The sequence below is a fragment of the Actinoplanes sp. NPDC049548 genome, from assembly GCF_040676695.1.
Lineage (GTDB): Bacteria > Actinomycetota > Actinomycetes > Mycobacteriales > Micromonosporaceae > Actinoplanes.
In genome coordinates, this window is the sequence record NZ_JBFAPM010000013.1 from 96,273 (window position 1) to 116,693 (window position 20,421).

A 20,421-nucleotide genomic window follows, 5' to 3' on the forward strand; every position below is an offset into this window, starting at 1 on the left:
CCCGTTGTCTGGAGCCATCGTGCTCGGCGGGTGCTGTGACGGCGCTGAGAGCGCCCCCTAAGGGAGCCTCAGGGGCGCGCGCAACCTGCCGATCAATAGTCTGTGCGCCTCTCCCTCGCCAACGTGAGCGTGAACGTCAAGATCCTCGCCGCCGTGCTCGTCGGCATCGCCGTGTCCCTGGCGGTCGGCGTCGTCGGGCTGGTGGCCCTGAGCCGGTCCAGCGACGCCGCCCAGGAGATCTACCGCAGCAACCTGGCCAGCGTCGACGCCCTGGGCCACCTGAACGCCGCCATGAGCCAGGCGCGGGTGGACCTGGCCAACCAGGCGATCTCCCAGGACGAGCCCACGACCGCGCAGTACACCAAGGCCTTCACCGACGACCTGAGCGACGTCGACGCCGCCTTCTCCGCCTATCGGGCCAGCGGTCCGGCCGGTGATCCCGCCACCGTCTCGGGGCTCGAGGCGAACTGGCGGGCGTGGGTGAAGGTGGCCAAGGAGAAGCAGCTGCCGGCCGGGGCCAGTGACGACTTCGGCGCGTGGCAGCTGGTCCGGGACACCTCGATCCAGCCGATCATCACCGACATCCACGCGGCTCTGGAGCAGCTCGGCAAGGCCGAGGCGGCCGAGTCCGCCCAGTCCGCCCAGTCCGCCCAGTCGGCGTACGAGCAGAGCCGGTGGATGTCCCTGGTCCTCATGGTGGTGGGCACGCTGCTGGCCCTGGGCGCGGGCCTGCTGGTGGCCCGGCAGATCGTCCGGTCGCTGAACCGGGTCAAGGAGGTCTGCACCGGCCTCGCGAAGGGCGACCTGACCCGCTCCACGGGACTGACCTCGCGCGACGAGGCGGGGCAGATGGGTGCCGCCCTGGACACCGCGATCAGCCGCCTGCGGCACACGATCAACAGCATCGGCGGTTCCGCCACGACACTGTCGGCGGCCTCCGAGCAGCTCTCAGCCGTGAGCACGCAGCTGGAGGCCGGTGCCGGCGACGCCGCGGAGAAGGCGAGCACCGCCAGCTCCGCCACCGAGCTGGTGAACGCCGGCGTGCAGACCATCGCCGCCGGCGCCGAGGAGATGAACGCGTCGATCGGCGAGATCGCCACCAACGCCTCCCGGGCCGCCGAGTTCGCCCAGCAGGGTCTCGCCGTGGCCGAACGCACCAACAGCCAGGTCGCCGAGCTCGGCAGTGCCAGCGCGGAGATCGGCGACGTCGTCAAGCTGATCACCAGCATCGCCGAGCAGACGAACCTGCTGGCGCTCAACGCGACCATCGAGGCGGCCCGCGCCGGCGAGCTCGGCAAGGGCTTCGCCGTCGTGGCCGGCGAGGTCAAGGAGCTCGCCCAGCAGACCGCCCGGGCCACCGAGGAGATCACCGCGCGGATCGCCAACATCCAGGCGTCGAGCGGCTCCGCGGCCCAGGCGATCAGCGAGATCACCGACGTGATCGGGCAGATCGGCGACTACACCACGACCATCGCCTCGGCGGTGGAGGAGCAGACGGCCACCACCAGCGAGATGGGCCGGCAGGTGGGCGAGGCCGCGCACAGCAGCGGCGAGGTCGCCCGGACCGTCTCGGCCGTCGCCGAGGTCGCCGGATCGACCGCGGACGGCGCCCGCGCGACCCAGCAGGCGGCGACCGACCTGACCCGCCTGGCCGCCGAGCTGACCGGACTGGTGGCCGACTTCCGGCACTAGGCCGGTCGCGTCAGCAGCTGACGCAGCTCCCGCAGCAGCGTGTGGGTGTCGAACGGCTTGCGGATGAGCGGCGCGTCGGGCGGAAGCTCCTGGCCCCCGGGCGCCGGGCCGCTGGTGTACCCGGACATGAACAGGACGGGGAGCTCGGGACGGTGCCGGCGCAGCTCGGCCGCGAGCTGAGTCCCGGACATGCCGGGCATGATGACGTCGGTCAGCAGCGCGTCGACCTCGAGGCCCTCGGTGAGACACGTCTTCAGCGCCTCCAGGGGGTCGCCGACGGAGTGGACCTGGTAGCCGGCCTTGTGCAGGATGCGGCTGACGATGTCGCGGACGGCCTCCTCGTCCTCGACCACGAGAATCCGTTCACCTGCGCCCCCGTCCGCCACCGGCGCCGCCGGTCGCTCGTCGGGCCCGGCGGTGGCACTGACCGGCAGGGTGACCCGCAGCGTGGTCCCGTGCCCGAGGCGTGACTCGAGAGTGATGGTGCCGCCGGCGTCGGTGACCACGCCGTACGCCGTGGCGAGGCCGAGTCCGGTTCCGCGGCCTCGCCCCTTGGTGGTGTAGAACGGCTCGAACGCGCGGGCGGCGACCTCGGGTGACATGCCGCATCCGGTGTCGGTGACGGTGAGGCCGACCGTCGGCGCGCCGGTGTCGTCGCCGGCCAGGGTCGTGGCGATGGTCAGGCGACCGCCGTCCGGCATGGCGGCTCGAGCGTTCATCACCGCGTTCATCAGCACCTGTTCGAGCTTGCTGCGATCCATCGTGATCGGTGGCAGGGCCTGGTGCAGGTCCGTGCTCACGTCGATGTCCTCACCCAGCGTGCGGCTCAGCAGCCGCTGCAGGTCCAGGACGATGGCGTTGAGATCGAGCACCTCCGGCTGCGAGGGTTCGAGCCTGCTGAAGATGAGCAGCTGACGGGTGAGCGCGGCCCCGCGGGCGGCGGCCTGTTTGATGCCGGACGCGTCGGCGTACGAGGGATGGTCCTCGGGGATGCCGTCGCTCAGCATGTCGGCGTATCCGGAGATCACCGCAAGGAGGTTGTTGAAGTCGTGGGCGATGCCGCCGGCCAGCTGGCCGAGCGAGTCCAGCCGTTCCGCCTGACGGAGCTGCTGCTCCAGCTCGGCGCGCCGCTGTTCGGCGATGACGCGGTCGGTCGTGTCCCTCAGGATTCCCTCGATCGCTGTCACCCGGCCCTCGGCGTCGGTCACCGCTACGGCCCGCTGCTCGGTCCACGCGACACTGCCCGAGTCCCGGCGCCAGCGCACGGTCAGCGTCCCCGGGATGCCGGACTGCCACGACTCCTCGAGCAGCGGCCGGTCCTCCGGATCGATGAGCCGGAAGATGAGCTCCGGGTCGGCGTAGAACCGCTCGGGCTCGTATCCGGTGACCGACCGCACCGCGGGACTGAGGTACTCCATGGCGGGCTCGGGGAACAGCCGGTACCTGAAGATGATGTCCTCGGCGTGCTCGGCCAGCATCCGGAACCGTTCCTCGCTGTCGCGCAGCGCCGCCTCGGCCTCCCGCCGCTTGCGTCGGTCGGCCGCCTCCCGCAGCTCCCGCTGCACGGCCGGAGCCAGCCGGGTGAGCCGGTTCTTCAGGATGAAGTCGCGTACGCCGGCGCGCATCAGCGCCGTCGCGATCTCCTCCCCGACCTGGCCGGACACCAGGATGACGGGGATGTCGGCGTCGCAGGCGCGGACCAGCTCCAGCGCTTCCTCCGCCTGGAAGCCGGGCATGTTGTAGTCGGAGATGACGACGTCCGGCCTGCGCTCCTCGAGCGCGGCCGCGACTCCCGCCGCCGTGTCCGCCCGTACGTGCTCGACCTGCAGGCCGGCCCGGGTCAGCTGGCGGACGATGAGCAGGGCGTCGTCGGGGTTGTCGTCCACGATGAGCGCGTAGATCGCTTCCACGCCGTCAGCCTCCGGGCCGCGTCGGTGCCGGCTCGTTGACCAGCAGCCAGTACATACCCAGTAGGTTGGCTGCCTTCAGGAAGTCCGAGAAGATCACCGGCTTGCGGACGTAGCTGTTCGCGCCGAGCCGGTAACTCTCCACGATGTCGCGTTCCTCGCTCGAGGTGGTGAGGACCACCACCGGCAGGGCCGCGGTGCGGTCCGCCCCGCGGATGCGGCGGAGCACCTCCAGACCGTCGACCTTCGGCAGCTTGATGTCGAGCAGGATCAGCGCCGGTCGCAGCGCCGCCCTGCCGTCCTCCGGGAACAGATGGTTCAAAGCCTGCTCACCGTCGGTCGCCACCACGATGTCGTTCTGGATGTGGTTCTTCTCGAAGGCGCGCAGAGTGAACATCACGTCATCAGGGTTGTCCTCGACGAGCAGAATGGGTCCCTCGCTCATGGCAGCTCCCACCCGTCCGGTGCCGGCATCAGACTGAACCGGAACGTCGCACCCTCACCCGGGACGCCGTGCGCCCGGATCCGGCCGCCGTGGCGGGTGATGATGCGGTGCACGATCGCCAGACCGATGCCGGTGCCCTCGAAGTCGGTGACGGCATGCAGGCGCTGGAACGGACTGAACAGCTTCTGGGCGTACTTCATGTCGAAGCCGGCGCCGTTGTCCCGGACGACGAAGACGTCCACGCCGTCGTGCTGCTCGGTCGTCAGAGCGATGGTGGCGCCGGACCGGTGCATCGTGAACTTCCACGCGTTGCCGATCAGGTTCTGCAGCACCAGGCGGATGAGATCCGGGTCGCCGTGCGCGACCAGGTCGTCCGCGATGCGGACGTCGACGGTGCGTTCCGGATGCGCCGCACGAAGATCGGCGACCACCTCGGCGGCGAGCGCCGAGACGTCGGCGCGCTCCCGGCGCAGCTCCACCCGGGTGGCCCGCGACAGGTCCAGCAGGTCGTCGATCATCTGCGCCATCCGCCCCACGTTCGCCTGGATGCGGCCCAGGTACTGCCGGCCCTCGTCGTCGAGCACATCGGCGTAGTCCTCCACCAGGACCTGACTGAAGCCCGCGAGGGAACGCAGGGGAGCGCGCAGGTCGTGCGACACCGAGTACGCGAACGCGTCCAGCTCCCGCGTGGAGGCCTCCAGCTCGGCTGTACGTTCACGAACCCGCAGCTCCAGCTCGTCGTTGAGCCGGCGTACCTGTTCCTCGGCGCGCTTGCGCTCGGTGATGTCGGTGGAGATGCCGCAGATCGCGTACGCGTGCCCGTGGCCGTCGATGAGCGGGAACTTCACGGTCAGGTACGTGCGCATCCCGTCGTCGCCGGGGGCCTGCTCCTCCATCTGCACCGGAACGCCTCCGGCCAGCGCCCGTTGGTCGTTGGCCCGGAACTCGTCGGCGACGTCCCGCGGGAAGAGGTCGTGGTCGGTGAGCCCGACGATGTCGTCGCGGTGCAGCTGGAACAGCCGCTCGTACTCGCGGTTGACCAGGAGATAGCGCCCCAGCGCGTCCCGCATGTAGATGACCGCCGACGTGTGGTCGACGAGCGCCATGAGCTGCTCGTGGCCGACCCTCATCATGGGCGGGTCGGGTGCGGCGACACGTGCCGCGCCGCTTGCGATCGAGTCCACCGGCCACCCCTTGGCGGTCACGCCACCAGCGCTACGGCTACCGATCCTGCTGGGGACATATCCGACGGTACCGTGTCCAATGGTTCGTCATCAGGCGTTCCGGAGGTCAGCACGCGACGCAGCGGCGCGAGCGGATGGTTGCGCCGGGCCCGCGTCAGCCGCTCCAGGAAGCTCTCGGTCATGCCGGTGGTGCCGGCCCGGTTGGACACCAGCACCTGGTCGCCCACGCCTGCCAGGTCCCGCTGGTACTGCGGCTTGAACAGGAACCTCTTGCTCAGCATGAGGTGCGCTCCGGCCGCCCGCGCGTGCGCGGTCAGCAGCCGGTACCAGTCCTGCAGCGTGGGGTTGTCCCGGAGCAGCCGGCGAAGGTCGGCGGGGCCGGCAGTCGCGAGCCGGCCGGCGTCGGTGGCGCAGGATGCCAGCAGCCTCTCCGGCAGAGTGGGCTGAGCCATCAGCCGGTCCAGTGCGGCGCGCTCGTCGTCGAGCAGCGCGGGGAACAGTCTCCGGACGTGCTGGTCGTAGTTCTCGATGTCGATGCCGAGGAGGAAGTCCCGTTTGAGCGCCTCCGGATCGAGGGCTCCGCTGGGAGGTACGTCGCCGGGTGACCAATGGACGGCGAACTGCCGGAAGACGTCCATGAAGTGATCCGCCGGCATGCTGCGCTCCGGGGGCTGGGCCGCGAAGTCGACGAACACCTGGCGCAGTGCGTCGAGCAGCCCGGTCGCCAGCCGGACCCGCGTCACGACGTCGGGCCCGTCGAGCCGGGTGTCCCCGTCCGCCAGCGGCTCGAGCAGCGTGTTGACGGCCAGCTCGAGCGCCTCGCTGCGTTTGACCAGGACGAAGAAGCGCTCCTCACCGCCCGTGCCGGTGTAGCTGCGGACCCGCCCGTCGTCGAACTCGCCGGGCAGCACCGCCAGGGGGCGGCCGTCGAGGCGGACCTCCACCGTGCCGACGTTCCACCGCACCAGGGAGGCGTAGGAATCCCGGTGACAGTGTCCGGTCCCGGTGCGATCGGTGAGGGCGGCGAAGTAGGTGAGGAAGGGCAGCTCCTCGGTGCCTGCCGCGAACCCGTCGAAAGCCCGCTCAGGATTCGCCTTCCCGTCGGGCATGCGCTCCTGATAGTGGCGGGCCGTCGAAGCGCCGATCAACCCCAGATGAACCACCTGCCGCCGGGCTTCCGACGGGTCCAGCCGCGCGGGATCCGGCAGCCCGGGAAGCACATTCTCCCGGATGACGGCGTTGAACGACTCCGCTGACGCCTCCCCGCTCAGAATTGCCCGGTTCCATGCCGGCAACTCGTCGAGAACCCACGCGCCCAGTTGCTGCAGTTCCATTGTCGCCACCACCTTCATAAATGTAGGGGCGGTATTCGAGGCTATATTTGCGCCCGCTCTCCCGGGCCCATTCGATGCATTCCCGGAAGCCGAGTGACGAATGGGGAAGGAGGGACTGCCGGCGTGCCCTGGCTGTGACGCGGCTGAGATCGGGTTCGTGATCCGGGCCGCCCGTGCCAAGGTGGACGGGTGCGGTTGCTGGTGGTGGAGGACGAGGCGCGGCTCGCGAGCGCCCTGCGGCGCGGGCTGCAGGCCGAGGGGTTCGCCGTGGACGTCGCGGCGGACGGCGCCGACGGCCTGGAGATGGCCCGGCACGGTGAGTACGACGCGATGATCCTCGACGTCATGCTGCCCCGCCTCTCCGGCTACCGGGTCGTGCGGCAGCTGCGGGCCGAGCAGAAATGGCTGCCGGTTCTCATGCTCTCGGCCAAGGACGGCGAGTACGACCAGGCCGACGGGCTCGACTGCGGTGCCGACGACTACCTGACCAAGCCCTTCTCGTACGTCGTGCTCCTGGCCCGGCTGCGCGCCCTGCTGCGCCGGGGCACCCCGCAGCGCCCGGCGGTGCTGCGCCACGGCGACGTCGAGCTCGACCCGGCGGTGCGCAAGGTCACCGTCGCCGGGGCGGAGGTGGTGCTCACCGCCCGAGAGTTCGCCCTCCTGGAATACCTGATCCGCCGCCCGGGCGAGGTGGTCTCGAAGACCGAGCTGCTGGACCACGTGTGGGACGCGGCCCTGGACACCGCGGCGAACGCCGTCGAGGTGTACGTCGGCTACCTGCGCCGCAAGATCGGCCGGGACCGGCTGGAGACGGTCCGGGGCGCCGGCTACCGGCTCGCCGTGGCCGGCGGCTGAGGATGCCCTGGCTGCGCCGGCTGAGCCTACGGGCGCGGTTGCTGCTGGTGTCCGTCGTCGTGCTCGCCGTCGGGCTGGCCGGCGGCGGGGTCGTGCTCGTCGCCACGATGAACTTCGCGCTGCTGCGCACCGTCGACACCGAGGCCCTGCAGACCGCCCGTCAGGTGGCGTCGCTGGTGAACACCAGCTCGCTCGCGGACCCGGTGCCGGCTGCTCCCACCGTACGGGTGCAGGTCGTCAACGCCGCCGACCAGATCCTGGCGGTCTCGAACGGGGCCGACCGGCTGGTGCCGATCCTGTACGCACGGGAGCGGGCGGAGCTGCCCGACGGCGAGGGCAGGTTCATCGACGGCTCCCGGATCGGCTTCGAGGGGCGGGTGTGGGTGGTGCGGCTCGCGGCCGGCCCTGCGGACAAGCGGGTCACGGTGCTGGTCGCCCGCTCGACCGACGACCTGACCCAGAGCGTGCACCTGCTGCGCACCACGCTGCTCGTGACGTTTCCGCCGCTGGTGGCCCTGCTCGCGCTGGTGGCGTGGCGGGTCGTCGGTGCCGCGCTGCGCCCGGTCGAGGCGCTGCGGGCCGGTGCCGAGGAGATCACCGGCGGGGCCCGGCCCGGCAGCCTGCCGGTTCCCGATTCCCACGACGAGATCCACCGGCTCGCCGTTACGCTCAACGACATGCTGCACCGCCTGGACGCCGCGCGGGTGCGGCAGCGGGCTTTCGTCGCCGACGCCGCGCATGAGCTGCGCAGCCCGCTGACGAACATGCGCACCGAGCTCGAGGTGGCGCAGCGGCTGCCGGACACCACCGACTGGCCGGAGCTCGCCGGCGACCTGCTGACCGACGTGCACCGGCTGAGCCGCCTCGTCGACGACCTGCTGCTGCTGGCCCGCGCGGACGACGCGACGACCCGCCCGGCCCGTCCGGAGACCGAGGACGTCGAGCTCGGCCGGCTGCTCGCCGAGGTGGCCGGCCGCTATCCCGAGGTCGCGTACGAGCGCCCGGCCGTGCCGTTGCGGGTGCACGGCGAACGGGACGCGCTGGGCCGGGTGGTGGCGAACCTGCTGGACAACGCCGTGCGCCACGCCCGCTCGTCGGTGCGCCTGGAGGTGGCGGCGGACGGCGCGTACCAGCGGATCGCGGTGGTGGACGACGGCCCGGGCATCCCGGCGCCCGACCGCGAGCGAGTCTTCGACCGGTTCACCCGGCTGGACGACGCCCGCGCCCGCGACGCCGGCGGCTCCGGCCTGGGCCTGGCCATCGTCCGCGAGCTGGTACGCCGCCACGGCGGCACGGTGACCCTGCGCGACGCCACCCCGCCGCCGGGCCTGCACGCCGAGGTGCGCCTGCCCGCGGCCTGATCCGCGTGACCCCTGGAACTTTCCCACCCCGGGTACCGACCAATGACCGTGTCCCGGCATCCCGCCGGGCCGAAGCGGAAGGTCCGAGATGTCCCTGTTGAAGCGTTCGGCCGTGGTCGGCGGCGCCGTTGCCGCGCTGACCCTCGCCCTGGCGGTACCGGCCGCCGCGCACGTGACCGTGAACCCGAACACCGCCGTCCAGGGCGGCTACACCAAGGTCACGTTCCGGGTGCCGAACGAGACCGACTCCGCGAACACCACGAAGCTGGAGGTCACCCTGCCGGCCGACGCGCCGTTCGCGTCGGTGTCGCTCAAGCCGGTGGCCGGGTGGACGATGACCGCCCTCAAGACGAAGCTGGCCACGCCGATCGAGGCCCACGGGTCGCCGATCACCGAGGCGGTCTCCAAGATCACCTGGACCGCGACGGGCGACGCGGCGATCAAGCCGGGCCAGTTCCAGGAGTTCGACGTGTCCCTGGGCCCGCTGCCGAAGGTCGACCAGGTCGTGTTCAAGGCGCTGCAGACGTACTCCGACGGCACCATCGTGCGGTGGATCGACGAGCCCACCACGGACGGCACCGAGCCGGACAAGCCCGCGCCGGTGCTCAAGCTCACCGCGGCCGCCGCCGGTGCGGCTCCCGCGGCCGCCACCGGTCCCACGGTGACGAGCGCGGCTGCCGGCGAGGCCGAGGGCGACGGAAACGGTACGTGGGCGGGTGTCGTCGGCATCGTGCTCGGGCTCGCGGGCCTCGTGCTCGGTCTGCTGGCCTACCGGCGCTCCGGGGCGCAGACGAGCGCCGAGGCGGCGAAGCCGGTGCCCGTGGGGGCCGCGAAGTAGCCGGATCTCACCCGCTGGTCGCGGGCGGGTCGTACTTGGGCTGGTAGAGCGTCAGCTGTCCGGCGCCCGGGACGGCGAGCTGGATGGTGACGCCCCAGCCCTCGTCCCGGACCTCCCCGTCGAACCGGGCGCCCTTGGCGGTCAGCTCGGCCATCGTCGCCTCGAGGTCGTCGCACATCAGCGAGATGTCGAAGCGCTGGTCGGTCGAGCCGGAGCGCCCGCCGTGCTCCCACGAGCGGGGATGGACGCCCAGCTCGCTCGGCCCGGTCTTGAAGATCAGCCAGCCGCCGCCGGTGTCGGTGGCGGGGAAGCCGAGCACGTCGCGGAAGAAGGCCCGGGCCGCGTCGGGGTCGTCGGCGTAGATGAGGGTGTGCACCGCGGTGATCACGCGGCTCATGCTAGCCCTCTCAGGCGCCGGTGTAGGCCGCGTACGTGCGGTCGGCGCTCGCCCGGGCCCGCTCCGGCTCGTCGCCGTCGGCGATGGCGAGCTCCATCCAGGCGTCGGCGCTGAGCCGCATGAACTCCTTGCCGTCGGGCGTCGCCATCCAGGCGGCGCCGTCCTCCGGGCGGATCGCCGTGGCCGGGTCGGTGAAGTGGTTGGCCAGGCCGAACAGGGCCGAGTCCCAGCCGATGCCGGTGGCGGCGGGCCCGTACTGCTCCCACAGCTCGGCGCTGACATGGGCGACGTGCTCCAGCTCGAAGCGCGTGCGCTCATCACCCTCCGGGGTCAGGCGGACCTCGATCCAGCTGACCTCCCCGTTGTACTCCCAGGTGGCGGCGAAGCCGCGCGGGCGTTCGCACCGGGTGATCGTGCCGCCGGCGTTGCCGTGCAGCTGGTACGTCCCGCCCTCACGCAGGTCGCCGCTGATCGGCAGGAACCAGCGCGGGATCCGCTCGGCGCTGGTCACCGCGTCCCACAGGTCGTCGATGCCGGTGTCGTAGACCTGGCTGATGGTCGCCACCTTCGCCTCGCCCGCCTCGAGCTGCCGGCTGCCGAGCGTCCGGCGAACGTCGCTGATCTGCTGCTTCACCTGGATCATGGGTTACCTTCCGGGTCGTCGGTCGAGGCGGCGAGGCGCCGCTGCCGCTTGCCGCGGGCCACCTCGGTGGCCAGCGCGTCGAGGTGCGGCGTCCAGAAGCGCCGGAACCGGCCCAGCCACGCGTCGGCCTCGCGCAGGGCGGTGTCCTGCACGGCGTACAGCCGCCGGGCGCCGTCGGGGCGCACGGTCGCGAAGCCGTTGTCGCGCAGCACCCGCAGGTGCTGGGAGACGGCGGGCTGGGAGATCCCGAACTCGGCGCGGATCACCTCCGTCACCGCCCCGGACGACTGCTCACCCTCGGCGAGCAGCTCCAGGATGCGGCGGCGCACCGGATCACCGAGCACGTCGAACGCATGCACACCGCGAACCTATCAGGTCTAGCTTATATAAGCCAAGCATGAAATCGGCGCGGACGGCCACGGAAGCTTGACAAACTCGGCGCATGCGACGGGTGGGCCTCCTGCTGTGCGGCTTGCTGCTGGCGGGGTGCTCGGAGTCCGCGCCTCCTCCCTTGCCGCAGGCGTCCCCTCGTGCCACCTCAGCCAGGCCCTCCTCTCCGGCGCCGTCGAAGTCCAGGCCGCCGCTGCGCCTGCCGGTCGTCACCGTCCCCGTGTTCACCGGCGGCTGGGAGGTGACGGTGTACTACACGGCGGTGGAGGAGTACCACTCCGGCGAGCCCGAGACCGTCACCGGGTGCACGGGGCTCGACTGTGCCGACGGCGACGAGGACCTCGGGGCGTACAAGGCGGACTTCGTCGAGGCGGTGCAGGAGGAGGGCACCGGGCGGACGGCCGAAGGCAAGTACCTGAACTGGTCCTACGACATCGGCTACTGGCTCGACACCCGTCCCCGCGACGCCGGCGGGCGGGCACTGCGGCCCTTCGTCTCCGCCGCGGCCGACCCGGGGGTGCTGCCGCGGGGGACGCAGTTCAGGATCGCCGACTGCGGGCACGCCGACGACGGTTCGCGCCCGGCCGCCAAGGTGTGTGCGGCGCTGCGGGATGCCCGGTGGACCGTGACCGACGAGTTCACGCCCGGACTGGGCGGCGACAAGCACGTCGACGCGTACATCGGGGAACAGACCGGCCCGGACTTCACGTCGTCGCCGTGGTATCTCACGCTGCGGGGGGCGACGCTGCGGCGCGGGTGAGGCTCAGGAGGCGTACCGCTGGCGGGCCCGCTCGCGCGCCTTGGCGGCCTCGATCTCGCGGTCGCGCGGCGGCGCCGCGGTCACCAGCTCCTCGAGCAGGACGCGCGTCGCGGCCGCCACGGCCTCGACCGCCTTGTCGAACGCGGCCTGGTTGCGCTGGGACGGCTTGGTCGACCCGGCGACCTTGCGGACGTACTGCAGCGCGGCGGCGTGCACCTCGTCGGGCGTGGCCGGCGGCTCGAAGTTGTGCAGCTGGCGGATGTTTCGGCACATGGGCCGAGCCTATCCCCGCCGGGTAGGTTTCCCCCGTGACCGTGGACCTCGAGGAGCGCGCGACCGACGCGCCGGCCGCCGCCCGACCCCGCCGGCGCTGGGTGGTGCCGCTGCTCGTGCTGGTGCTGCTCGGGCAGATGGCGGCCGCCATGGTGACCACGGCGGTGCAGCAGACGCCGACCATCGACGAGCCGGTGTACGTCGGCACCGCGGTCACCTACCTCGAGCAGCACAGCCTGCGGTACAACCCCGAGCACCCGCCGCTGGGCAAGCAGCTCATCGCCGTCGGACTGGCGTTCGCCTCGCCCCGGATGGATCCGGCCTTCCGCGGCGACCAGACACAGCTGGGCCGGCACGTGCTCTACGAGGCCGGCAACGACCCGTACCGGCTGATGCTCCTGGCCCGGCTCCCGATGATCCTTTTGACGCTGCTGTTCGGGCTGGTCGTCTTCGCCTTCGCCCGCGACCTCACCGGCGCCGCTGGCGGAGTGCTCGCCCTCGCGCTCTACGCCTTCTCGCCGGATGTCATCACCCACGGTTCGCTGGCGACACTGGACGTACCCGCGATCGGGTTCCTGCTGACCGCGGTGTGGCTCACCTGGCGGGCGCGCGATCGTCCGCGGGTGTATCTGCCGCTCGCCGGTGTCGCGCTCGGTGCAGCCATCGCCACCCGGGCGAGCGTGCTGCCGGCGGTGCCGGTGGTGCTGCTGCTCGCGCTGCTCGCCACGCCGGCGTGGCGCCGGGGCGTGCCGATGCGTGCCCGGCTGCGCGGTCTGGCGGCGGTGGCCGGGGTGGGGGTCGTCGCGGTGCTGGTCGTGTGGGTCAGCTACCTGGCCGTCGACCCCTCGCTGCGGTGGACCGAGCCCATCGGCACGCCCGTCGTCCACGGCGTGCGTGGCCTGCTCGCGGGCTGGCTGCCGCTGCCCGAGCCCTACCGCGACGGCATGCGCATCCAGTTCGGCTTCGAGGACTCGACCTTCAGCGGGTTCCTGTTCGGGCGTCACTACCAGGGCTCGCTCTGGTACTACCTGCCCGCCGCCCTGCTGGTGAAGACCCCGCTCGGGATGCTGGTGCTGTGGCTCGCGGGAAGCGTGGCGATGCTCGCCGTGCCACGCCTGCGTACCGCGGCCCTGTACGTGCTGGTCCTGCCGGCCCTGCTGCTGGCGGTGGCGATGACCGGCGCCCGTGACTTCGGCACCCGGTACGCGATCTTCATGCCGGTCTTCCTGGCCGTCGCGGCAGCGGCCGTGGTGACGCTCCGGTGGCGGTGGGCGCCCGTCGCCGCGGGGCTGCTGGCACTGTTCGTCGCGGTCAGCTCGGTGCGGACGTTCCCCTACTACCTGCCGTACTCGAACGAGGCCTTCGGCGGGCCGGCCCGCACCCACCTGCGGCTGCACGACTCGAACGTCGACTGGGGGCAGGACCTGGGACGGCTCGCCGACCGGCTGCGCGAGCGGTATCCGGGTGAACAGGTGTGGCTGGTCTACAAGGGCGCCGGGGTGCCGTCCGCGTACGGGATCAGCGCGCGTGACCCGCTGCGCGTCCCGCCGGGCGAGGTGCACGGCCTGCTCGTGGTCTCGGACAGCTCGGTCGCCAAGGCGACCGGCCGGCTGGCGGCGCTGCTGCGCACCAGCGGCGAGCCCGTCGACGAGGTCGGCCACTCGATCAGCATCTACCGGCGCCCCTGAGGGGATTGGTGCAAGATCGGCCGGGTACTGCCGGAGGTCATGAGTGGTGAACGACCCGACGAGCGCCGGCAGCGCGCGTCGGACCTCATGCACCTCAACGCGATGGCGTTGGAGGAGACCGAGCGGAGCCTGCACGACAACGCCGAGGATCGCGCGAACCCGGCAGCGGCGGAACGCCTGCACCGCCTCGCCGACTCGATGACGGACACGGCACGCGACATCGCGGACCGTGCCCGGGATCTCGCGGCGCGTGATCCGGAGCCCGAACGTCACTGACGCTGCTTCGGACCCGGACCGCGGGGCGGGCGCGCCCATTCAGCCCGCGGTGAGGTCGGCCCGCAGCTTCGCCAGCGACCGGGCGATCAGCCGTGAGATGTGCATCTGGGAGACGCCGATCCGCTCGGCGATCTCGGCCTGGGTCAGGTTGCCGAAGAAGCGCAGCGACAGGATGGTCCGCTCCCGCGCGTCGAGGGCGGCCATCGCCGGACCCAGCGCCACCCGCAGCTCGGCCAGCTCCATGTCGTGGTCGTCCTCGCCGATCAGGTCGCCCAGCGACGTCGCTCCGTCCTCGGTCACCGGGGTGGACAGGCTCTTCGCGCTGTAGGCCCGGGCGCCTTCCAGCCCCTCGAGCACCTCCTCCTCGGTGGTGTTCAGGTGGGCGGCGATGTCGGCGACCGTGGGCGAGCGGCCCAGCGTCTGCAGGAGGGTGTTGCTCGCCTCGGTGATCGCCATCCGCAGCTCCTGCATGCGCCGCGGCACGCGGACCGACCAGGTGCGGTCGCGGAAGTGCCGGCGGATCTCGCCGAGGATCGTGGGGACCGCGAACCCGGCGAACTCGATGCCCCGGCCGGGATCGAACCGGTCGATGGCCTTGATCAACCCCACCGTGGCCGTCTGCAGCAGATCGTCCTCCGGTTCGCCGCGCCCGGCGTAGCGGTGCGCGAGGTGCTGTGCCAGGGGCAGCCACGCCCGTACGGCGGCGTCGCGCAAGGCGGCCCGCCGCGGCCCGGCGGGGGCCGAGGCCATCTCCCGCAGCAACTCGGCACCGTTGTGCGGCACCCGCTTCGTCATGGTGGTCATCGCCCGTCCTTTCGCCGACGCGAACGATGTCTACCCTCCTCCTCGAGGCCTAAACGACGCAAGAATCGACGCAACTTGTGTGAGCATGATCCCGGCCCGCCGGGGTACGCGCCACCCATGACCGTGCACGCCAGCGTCACCTTCGTCGGCAACGCGACGACCGTGTTGCGCCTCGGGGACTTCACCCTGCTGACCGACCCCGCGTTCGGCCCGGCGGGCAGCCGGGTCTACCTGGGCAAGGGCATGTGGACCAGGCGCCTGGTCGACCCGGCGCTCGAGGTGCTCGACATCGGTGCGCTGGACGCCGTGCTCCTCTCCCATCTGCACGGCGACCACTTCGACCGGTTCGCGCGCCGCGACCTGCCGTACGAGCTCCCGATCGTCACGACCGTCCAGGCGCAGCGCAGGCTGCGCCGCAGCCGGTTCACCGCGGCGCAGGGCCTGCCCACCTGGGAGAGCACCGAGTGGACCCGCGGCCCGCAGCGGCTGCGCGTCACCGCCGTACCCGGCAAGCACGGCCCCGGCATGATCGACAAGCTCCTGCCGGACGTGATGGGCACGGTCGCGGAGCTGGAGGTCGACGGGCAATGCCGGCTGCGCCTCTACATCACCGGCGACACCCTCTACGGCCCCCACCTGACCGAGATCCCCCAGCGGTGCGGGGCCATCGACGCCATGCTCATCCACCTGGGTGGCACCAAGGTGCTCGGCATGCTGCTGACCATGGACGACCGCCACGGCGTCGCCACCACGCAGCTGATCCGCCCGGGACTGACCATCCCCATCCACAACGACGACTACAAGGTGCAGAAGATGCCGGTCTCCACCTACCTGCGGCGCGCCCGCGAGGAGGGCCTCACCGGTATCCGGCCCGTCACGCGCGGGGAGACGTTGGAGCTTCCGGTACGGGCGGATCCGCTGCGGGGCTGAGCCCTTCCCCGCGACGACTATCGTCATCATCATGTCCGCACTCGCCGCCGTGGAAGCCGCCGGCCTCACCCACTCGGTGGTCCGGCACGGCCCGGTCGGCAGCGTCGCCGAGGCCGCGGCGGCCCGCGGCGTGGCCGTCCAGGACCTGGTCAAAACCCTGGTGGTACGCCGCGCCGACGACGACTACCTGTTCGTCCTCGTGCCCGGCGACCGCCAGATCTCCTGGCCCAAGCTGCGCGCCCTGCTCGGCGTCAACCGGCTCTCGATGCCGGACGCGGCGACGGCCAAGGACGTCACCGGCTACGAACGCGGAACGATCACGCCGTTCGGCTCGGCCCGCCCGTGGCCGGTCATCGCCGACGAACGCCTGCGCGGCCGGCAGATCAGCCTCGGCGCGGGGGAGCGGGGTGTCGCCCTGCAGCTGGCGGCCGACGCGGCGGTCGGCGCGCTCGGCGCCACGTACGCGGACGTGACCGACCCTTCGTGAGCGCTGCGGGTCCGATGCGGCGTGCGTACGCGGCGCTCGCGTTCTGGTACGCGCTGCTCTGGTGCCTGCCGGGTGCGCTGGCGGTCCTGGCCAATGGCCCCGGCCCGGGCGACCGGCCCGGCTTCTCGCCCGGCGGCGACCGGTGGCAGGAGTGCACCGGGCACTTCGGATGCCCCACGGAACCGATCGACGTCGGCGGCGTCCTCGGGGTCGCGGTCCTCGTCCTGGCCCCGAGCCTGCTGGTGACGGTGCCCCTCTGCGGATACCTGGCCCGCAAGTGGAGCAAGCCGGCGTGGGCCGGCTTCGCCGCCGCCGCGGCCGGCGTGGTGCTCTCCTGCGCGGGTGGCCTGATCTTCATGGCCGCCTGAGCGATCTGCGCGCCGAGCGAAGAACGATGCAAACAGAATCCTCACACCAATAGTTGAAAATCGCTGCGTCAACGCACAGGCCGGGCGAAGGCGAACGCGTGGAGGTTTCGTTGCGAAAAGCAGTGGTCGGGTTGCTGGGAGCCACGGTTGTCGCGGGATTCGGTTTGACCGTCCCGATCCTGGCGTACGCCGAGACACCACAGAAGCCCGTGGCCGGATCCGCAGACGTGGAACGAACACGGCCGGATGACCGGCCCACTGCGCGAGAGCAGCGGCGGCGCGCACTACGCGACAAGGCGGTCAACGGTGTTCTCCGCGGCAAGATCAAGCCGGTGCAGCGTGGTGGAAGCACGGTCGCCGAGCTCACCGGCTCCAAGAAGGGTGGCGCTCGCGACTATGTGGAACTCGCCCGCGAGAGAACCGACCGCGCTTTCGCGATCCTGGTGGAGTTCGGCGACAAGCGGCACCCCGACTTCCCGGATGTCGACAGCGAACCCGACGTACCCGGCCCCACGGTGTTCGACGGGCCTCGGCACAACAAGATCCTCCGACCGGACCGCGCCGTGGACAACACGACGCTGTGGCGTGCCGACTACAACCGCGAGTTCTACCAGGATCTACTGTTCGGCTCCTCGGAGAACTCGCTGAAGTCGTACTACGAGAAGCAGTCCTCCGGGCGGTACAGCGTGACAGGCGAGGTCGCCGACTGGGTTCAGGTGGATTACAACGAGGCGCGGTACGGGCGCGGCCCGGATTCGGACACGGGCTTTCTGGTGAAGGACGCCATCGACAAGTGGGTGGCCGGGCAGAAGGCCACCGGGCGTACCGATGCTGAGATCAAGCAGCACCTTCAGTCGTTCGACACCTACGACGAGAACGATGCCGACGGTGACGGCGTGTTCAACGAACCCGACGGCGTCATCGACCACTTCCTGATGTTCCACGCGGGCGGCAGCGAGTCCCGCCAGGATCCGCAACAGGGCGAGGACGCGATCTGGTCGCACAACGGGTCGGCGGACGTGAAGATCGGTGACACCGGGCTGAAGATCGAGGACTACACCGTCCAACCGGAGAACGCCGGCATGAGCGTCGTCGCGCACGAGTTCGGCCACTCCCTCGGCCTGTCGGACGCCTACGACATACTCCACGAAACCCCCCACGACAACATCGAGTTCTGGAGCCTGATGGGCAACAACCGACTCGCCGGCAAGGGCGAGGTACCCGGCACCCGCCCCGGCGATCTCGGCGCCTGGGAGAAACTGCAACTCGGCTGGCTGGATCATGAAACCGTCAAGTCCGGCGGGAAACGCACTGTCGAACTCGGGCCGCAGGCCTACCACACCGACAAGCCACAGGCCGTCGTCGTCACCCTGCCCGACAAGCAGACCCCGACAGACATCGGCAGTCCCGCGGCCGGGGAACATCAGTACTTCTCGGGCAACAACGCCAACGCGGACACCGCGATGATCCGCACGGTCGATCTCAGCGGCGCGTCGGCCGCGACGCTCGCCATGAAGGCCCGCTACGACCTGGACAGCGAACTCGAGTTCCTGAGCGTCGAGGCGTCGACGGACGACGGTGCGAGCTGGACCGCCTTGGACGGCACAACCGGTGGCGCCGCGTTCGGTAAGGATGCCGACGGGCATCCCGCCGTGACCGGGTCCACCGACGACAAGTGGGTCGACCTCACCGTCGACCTCACGAGGTACGCCGGCGGTACACCGCAGCTACGGCTGCGCTACCGTTCCGGCGCCGCCACGATCGGCTCCGGTTTCTTCGCCGACGATCTCACCATCACCAAGGACGACACCGTTGTGCTGACCGATGGCGCCGAGGCTGACACCTCGTGGACACTCAAGGGCTTCGTCGTCGAGGACAACACCGGCGTGGAGCTGACTCCCCAGTCCTACATCGCCGGATATCGCGCGGACGTGTCGTACGACAGGAATCTCGCGTCCGGTCCACATCAGGCCGGTTGGGCGTCGAGCAAGCCGCGATTCGTGGAGCACTTCCCGTACCAGCACGGTCTGGTGATCGCGTACCACGATGAGTCGAAGCCGTGTAACTGCATCGGCATGTACCCAGGTGGGGGTAACAACATGATCATCGACGCGCATCCCGCGCCACTGAAGGCGATCGACGGCAGCAACTGGGGTTCCCGCGTCGCGATGTACGACGCTCCGTTCGGGCTCAGGAAAGTCGACTCCCTCACGCTGCACCTCGACGGCAAGGAGTCACCCGTCACGGGAGCGCCGGCCCAACCCCTGTTCGACGACACCCAGCAGTACTACTTCGACGGCATGCCGTGGGGCGTGAAACTTCCGAAGGCCGGCGTGAAGATGAAGGTCGTCACGCAAACGCGGACCACCATGACGGTGAAGATCTCCTGAACCCAGGTTCGCCTTCCCGACCGGGTACGAGTCCTTCGTATCCGGCTGCCGGGTTCAGCCGACGATGCAGATGACGCCGATGAGCGTCAGGCCCACACCGGTGGCCTGGGTCCGGCTCAACCTCTCGCCGAGCCGGGTGTAGGCCAGGGCGACCGTGAGGACCGGGTACAGGCTGGCGAGCACGGCGATGAGCGAGAGCAGCCCACGGTCGCTGGCCAGCGCGTACGCCAGGTTGGCGCCCGTGTCGAGCAGCCCGACCACGGCGACCTGGGGTAACCAGCGTGGCTCGATGGCCGGCCGGCGCAGCAGCGCCACCATCCCGACGAGGACCACGCTCGCCAAGCGGCTGGCGGCCACGCCCGAGAGCGCGTCGGTGTGCCCGGCGCCGTCGAGGAACACGAGCTGCAGCCCCAGCAGGAGGGCGGCCGCGACGGCGAGCACAAGGCTGCGGCCGTGGTCGGCCGGGCGCGCGGTGCCGGGTGATCGGCTGGCGGCGAGCACCCCGGCGAGCGCGACGCCCATGCCGATCGCGGCCAGGGGCGAGGGCCGGTCACCCCGGACGAGCCCGACCAGGACCGGGACCGCGGCCGAGGTGGCGACGACCGGGGCCACGACGCTCATCGTGCCGACCGCGAGTGCCTGGTAGAAGCACGTCACGGCGGCGACACCGACGACGCCGGCGGCAACTCCCCACCAGGCTGCCCCGGTCGAGACGCCGCCCCGGACGGCGAGCACGACGGCCATCGCGGCCAGCCCGGCGGCCTGGGAGACCAGCGTGACGGTCAGTACCGGTACGCGCCGCGAAGCCTGCCCGGCGAGAAAGTCGGCGCTGCCCCACAGCCCTGAGGCGGCGAGGGCGAGCAGAACGCCGATCATCGGTGCAGCGTAGTGCAGGCGTCGGGTACGGTGCCGCGCATGGCCATGGACACCACCGGGCAGTACTGGCGTGGCGAAGACGCGGCGGACCTGGTCGACTATCTGCGGGAGTTCCAGGCCGGGGGCTATCCCGTGCGCGACGTCATCGGATCGGTCTGCTCCGGTTGCGGCGGGGAGACGTTCCGGGTCACGGCTGATGACGAGGCGAGCTGCGTGCAACGCGTCTGCGTCACCTGCGGCATGGCGGCATACCTGGCGGACAGCGCCGAGTACGCGGCCGGCGCCGACCTTCAGCCGTGCGAGTGCCCGTGCGGCGGTGAGAGGTTCGAAGTCGCGGTGGGCTTCGCGTACCGCTCCGACGCGGAGGTGCGGTGGGTGAGCGTCGGCCTTCGCTGCCTGGCCGACGGTGTCCTGGGCGTCTACGCCGACTGGAAGATCGACTACTCGCCGACGGCCCACCTGCTGACCAGCGTCTGACCGGCGCCACAGTTGCCCGTTGTGCCCAGGTGCGGGTGCCGGGAGC

Annotated in this window: 22 protein-coding genes; 12 read left to right on the top strand and 10 right to left on the bottom strand. The window is 71.1% G+C overall.

The window, feature by feature from the left end:
* The first annotated feature begins 102 nt into the window (after positions 1 to 102).
* Complete coding sequence (locus tag AB0J80_RS24695; protein ID WP_364709064.1) at positions 103 to 1,692, top strand: methyl-accepting chemotaxis protein; 1,590 nt, start codon at positions 103 to 105, stop codon at positions 1,690 to 1,692.
* Here AB0J80_RS24695 and AB0J80_RS24700 read toward each other — a convergent pair.
* Genes AB0J80_RS24700 through AB0J80_RS24715 form a run of 4 tightly spaced genes read right to left on the bottom strand, consistent with a single transcriptional unit; the run spans position 1,689 to position 6,562 of the window.
* Complete coding sequence (locus AB0J80_RS24700) at positions 1,689 to 3,602, bottom strand: response regulator (protein WP_364709067.1); 1,914 nt, start codon at positions 3,600 to 3,602, stop codon at positions 1,689 to 1,691. The two genes, AB0J80_RS24695 and AB0J80_RS24700, sit on opposite strands and share 4 nt — an antisense overlap.
* A gap of 4 nt (positions 3,603 to 3,606) precedes the next feature.
* Positions 3,607 to 4,044, bottom strand: a complete 438-nt coding sequence (locus AB0J80_RS24705; protein ID WP_364709069.1) for a response regulator — start codon at positions 4,042 to 4,044, stop codon at positions 3,607 to 3,609.
* On the bottom strand, positions 4,041 to 5,228 hold the full coding sequence (locus AB0J80_RS24710; protein WP_364709072.1) for an ATP-binding protein: 1,188 nt from the start codon (positions 5,226 to 5,228) through the stop codon (positions 4,041 to 4,043). The genes AB0J80_RS24705 and AB0J80_RS24710 overlap by 4 nt, the downstream gene beginning before the upstream one ends.
* Before the next feature lie 17 nt (positions 5,229 to 5,245).
* Positions 5,246 to 6,562: a hypothetical protein gene (locus AB0J80_RS24715; RefSeq protein ID WP_364709074.1), complete on the bottom strand. Its 1,317-nt coding sequence runs from the start codon at positions 6,560 to 6,562 to the stop codon at positions 5,246 to 5,248.
* A 189-nt stretch (positions 6,563 to 6,751) separates the two neighbouring features.
* Here AB0J80_RS24715 and AB0J80_RS24720 point away from each other — a divergent pair, with 189 nt between their 5' ends.
* The 3 genes from AB0J80_RS24720 to AB0J80_RS24730 all read left to right on the top strand — a co-directional run bounded on the left by AB0J80_RS24720 (position 6,752) and on the right by AB0J80_RS24730 (position 9,616).
* Positions 6,752 to 7,417 carry a response regulator transcription factor gene (locus tag AB0J80_RS24720; RefSeq protein ID WP_364709076.1) on the top strand — a complete coding sequence of 222 codons (666 nt, stop codon included), beginning with the start codon at positions 6,752 to 6,754 and terminating at the stop codon, positions 7,415 to 7,417.
* Between the two features lie 2 nt (positions 7,418 to 7,419).
* Positions 7,420 to 8,778 (top strand): ATP-binding protein, encoded by a 1,359-nt coding sequence (locus tag AB0J80_RS24725; RefSeq protein WP_364709079.1) that lies wholly within the window; start codon positions 7,420 to 7,422, stop codon positions 8,776 to 8,778.
* 88 nt (positions 8,779 to 8,866) lie between these two features.
* Positions 8,867 to 9,616, top strand: coding sequence for a YcnI family protein (locus AB0J80_RS24730; RefSeq protein ID WP_364709081.1), 750 nt, complete (start codon positions 8,867 to 8,869; stop codon positions 9,614 to 9,616).
* A 7-nt stretch (positions 9,617 to 9,623) separates the two neighbouring features.
* Here AB0J80_RS24730 and AB0J80_RS24735 read toward each other — a convergent pair whose 3' ends face one another.
* The 3 genes from AB0J80_RS24735 to AB0J80_RS24745 are packed head-to-tail and all read right to left on the bottom strand — an operon-like array spanning position 9,624 to position 11,015.
* Positions 9,624 to 10,004, bottom strand: a complete 381-nt coding sequence (locus AB0J80_RS24735) for a VOC family protein (protein ID WP_364709084.1) — start codon at positions 10,002 to 10,004, stop codon at positions 9,624 to 9,626.
* Positions 10,005 to 10,023: 19 nt separating this feature from the next.
* Positions 10,024 to 10,656, bottom strand: coding sequence for an SRPBCC family protein (locus AB0J80_RS24740; RefSeq protein WP_364709087.1), 633 nt, complete (start codon positions 10,654 to 10,656; stop codon positions 10,024 to 10,026).
* Positions 10,653 to 11,015 (bottom strand): metalloregulator ArsR/SmtB family transcription factor, encoded by a 363-nt coding sequence (locus tag AB0J80_RS24745; RefSeq protein WP_364709090.1) that lies wholly within the window; start codon positions 11,013 to 11,015, stop codon positions 10,653 to 10,655. The genes AB0J80_RS24740 and AB0J80_RS24745 overlap by 4 nt, the downstream gene beginning before the upstream one ends.
* Positions 11,016 to 11,098: 83 nt before the next feature.
* On the opposite strand from AB0J80_RS24745, the gene AB0J80_RS24750 reads away from it, so the two are divergent.
* Positions 11,099 to 11,806 carry a hypothetical protein gene (locus AB0J80_RS24750; RefSeq protein WP_364709093.1) on the top strand — a complete coding sequence of 236 codons (708 nt, stop codon included), beginning with the start codon at positions 11,099 to 11,101 and terminating at the stop codon, positions 11,804 to 11,806.
* 3 nt (positions 11,807 to 11,809) lie between these two features.
* Here AB0J80_RS24750 and AB0J80_RS24755 read toward each other — a convergent pair whose 3' ends face one another.
* Positions 11,810 to 12,079, bottom strand: a complete 270-nt coding sequence (locus AB0J80_RS24755; RefSeq protein ID WP_364709096.1) for a DUF2277 domain-containing protein — start codon at positions 12,077 to 12,079, stop codon at positions 11,810 to 11,812.
* 35 nt (positions 12,080 to 12,114) lie between these two features.
* Here AB0J80_RS24755 and AB0J80_RS24760 point away from each other — a divergent pair, with 35 nt between their 5' ends.
* The gene (locus tag AB0J80_RS24760; RefSeq protein WP_364709098.1) at positions 12,115 to 13,767 is read left to right on the top strand and encodes a phospholipid carrier-dependent glycosyltransferase; all 1,653 of its coding nucleotides are present in this window, start codon (positions 12,115 to 12,117) and stop codon (positions 13,765 to 13,767) included.
* Positions 13,768 to 13,806: 39 nt separating this feature from the next.
* Positions 13,807 to 14,043, top strand: a complete 237-nt coding sequence (locus AB0J80_RS24765) for a hypothetical protein (protein ID WP_364709101.1) — start codon at positions 13,807 to 13,809, stop codon at positions 14,041 to 14,043.
* A 39-nt stretch (positions 14,044 to 14,082) separates the two neighbouring features.
* Here AB0J80_RS24765 and AB0J80_RS24770 read toward each other — a convergent pair whose 3' ends face one another.
* The gene (locus AB0J80_RS24770; protein WP_364709104.1) at positions 14,083 to 14,847 is read right to left on the bottom strand and encodes a SigB/SigF/SigG family RNA polymerase sigma factor; all 765 of its coding nucleotides are present in this window, start codon (positions 14,845 to 14,847) and stop codon (positions 14,083 to 14,085) included.
* A gap of 117 nt (positions 14,848 to 14,964) precedes the next feature.
* Here AB0J80_RS24770 and AB0J80_RS24775 point away from each other — a divergent pair, with 117 nt between their 5' ends.
* From AB0J80_RS24775 to AB0J80_RS24790, 4 genes are all read left to right on the top strand, one after another.
* Positions 14,965 to 15,777, top strand: coding sequence for an MBL fold metallo-hydrolase (locus AB0J80_RS24775; protein ID WP_364709107.1), 813 nt, complete (start codon positions 14,965 to 14,967; stop codon positions 15,775 to 15,777).
* Between the two features lie 31 nt (positions 15,778 to 15,808).
* Positions 15,809 to 16,264 (top strand): YbaK/EbsC family protein, encoded by a 456-nt coding sequence (locus AB0J80_RS24780; RefSeq protein ID WP_364709110.1) that lies wholly within the window; start codon positions 15,809 to 15,811, stop codon positions 16,262 to 16,264.
* Entirely contained in the window at positions 16,261 to 16,632 is a 372-nt protein-coding gene (locus tag AB0J80_RS24785) for a hypothetical protein (RefSeq protein WP_364709113.1), read from the top strand. Before AB0J80_RS24780 ends, AB0J80_RS24785 begins: the two co-directional genes overlap by 4 nt.
* A 164-nt stretch (positions 16,633 to 16,796) precedes the next feature.
* Entirely contained in the window at positions 16,797 to 19,022 is a 2,226-nt protein-coding gene (locus tag AB0J80_RS24790; RefSeq protein WP_364709115.1) for an immune inhibitor A domain-containing protein, read from the top strand.
* Between the two features lie 54 nt (positions 19,023 to 19,076).
* Here the strand turns inward: AB0J80_RS24790 and AB0J80_RS24795 are convergent, their stop codons facing one another.
* A complete protein-coding gene (locus AB0J80_RS24795; protein WP_364709118.1) occupies positions 19,077 to 19,898 on the bottom strand; it encodes an EamA family transporter in 822 nt (273 codons plus the stop codon).
* Positions 19,899 to 19,937: 39 nt separating this feature from the next.
* Between AB0J80_RS24795 and AB0J80_RS24800 the strand changes: the two genes are divergently transcribed.
* Positions 19,938 to 20,375, top strand: a complete 438-nt coding sequence (locus tag AB0J80_RS24800) for a hypothetical protein (RefSeq protein WP_364709120.1) — start codon at positions 19,938 to 19,940, stop codon at positions 20,373 to 20,375.
* Positions 20,376 to 20,421 lie beyond the last annotated feature (46 nt).

Coding starts and splice junctions, on each gene's coding strand:
- AB0J80_RS24795 (WP_364709118.1), bottom strand. CDS start 19,898: ATGATCGGCGTTCTGCTCGCCCTCGCCGCCTCAGGGCTGTGGGGCAGC.
- AB0J80_RS24755 (WP_364709096.1), bottom strand. CDS start 12,079: ATGTGCCGAAACATCCGCCAGCTGCACAACTTCGAGCCGCCGGCCACG.
- AB0J80_RS24750 (WP_364709093.1), top strand. CDS start 11,099: ATGCGACGGGTGGGCCTCCTGCTGTGCGGCTTGCTGCTGGCGGGGTGC.
- AB0J80_RS24715 (WP_364709074.1), bottom strand. CDS start 6,562: ATGGAACTGCAGCAACTGGGCGCGTGGGTTCTCGACGAGTTGCCGGCA.
- AB0J80_RS24780 (WP_364709110.1), top strand. CDS start 15,809: ATGTCCGCACTCGCCGCCGTGGAAGCCGCCGGCCTCACCCACTCGGTG.
- AB0J80_RS24725 (WP_364709079.1), top strand. CDS start 7,420: ATGCCCTGGCTGCGCCGGCTGAGCCTACGGGCGCGGTTGCTGCTGGTG.
- AB0J80_RS24740 (WP_364709087.1), bottom strand. CDS start 10,656: ATGATCCAGGTGAAGCAGCAGATCAGCGACGTTCGCCGGACGCTCGGC.
- AB0J80_RS24705 (WP_364709069.1), bottom strand. CDS start 4,044: ATGAGCGAGGGACCCATTCTGCTCGTCGAGGACAACCCTGATGACGTG.
- AB0J80_RS24730 (WP_364709081.1), top strand. CDS start 8,867: ATGTCCCTGTTGAAGCGTTCGGCCGTGGTCGGCGGCGCCGTTGCCGCG.
- AB0J80_RS24765 (WP_364709101.1), top strand. CDS start 13,807: ATGAGTGGTGAACGACCCGACGAGCGCCGGCAGCGCGCGTCGGACCTC.
- AB0J80_RS24800 (WP_364709120.1), top strand. CDS start 19,938: ATGGCCATGGACACCACCGGGCAGTACTGGCGTGGCGAAGACGCGGCG.
- AB0J80_RS24770 (WP_364709104.1), bottom strand. CDS start 14,847: ATGACCACCATGACGAAGCGGGTGCCGCACAACGGTGCCGAGTTGCTG.
- AB0J80_RS24775 (WP_364709107.1), top strand. CDS start 14,965: ATGACCGTGCACGCCAGCGTCACCTTCGTCGGCAACGCGACGACCGTG.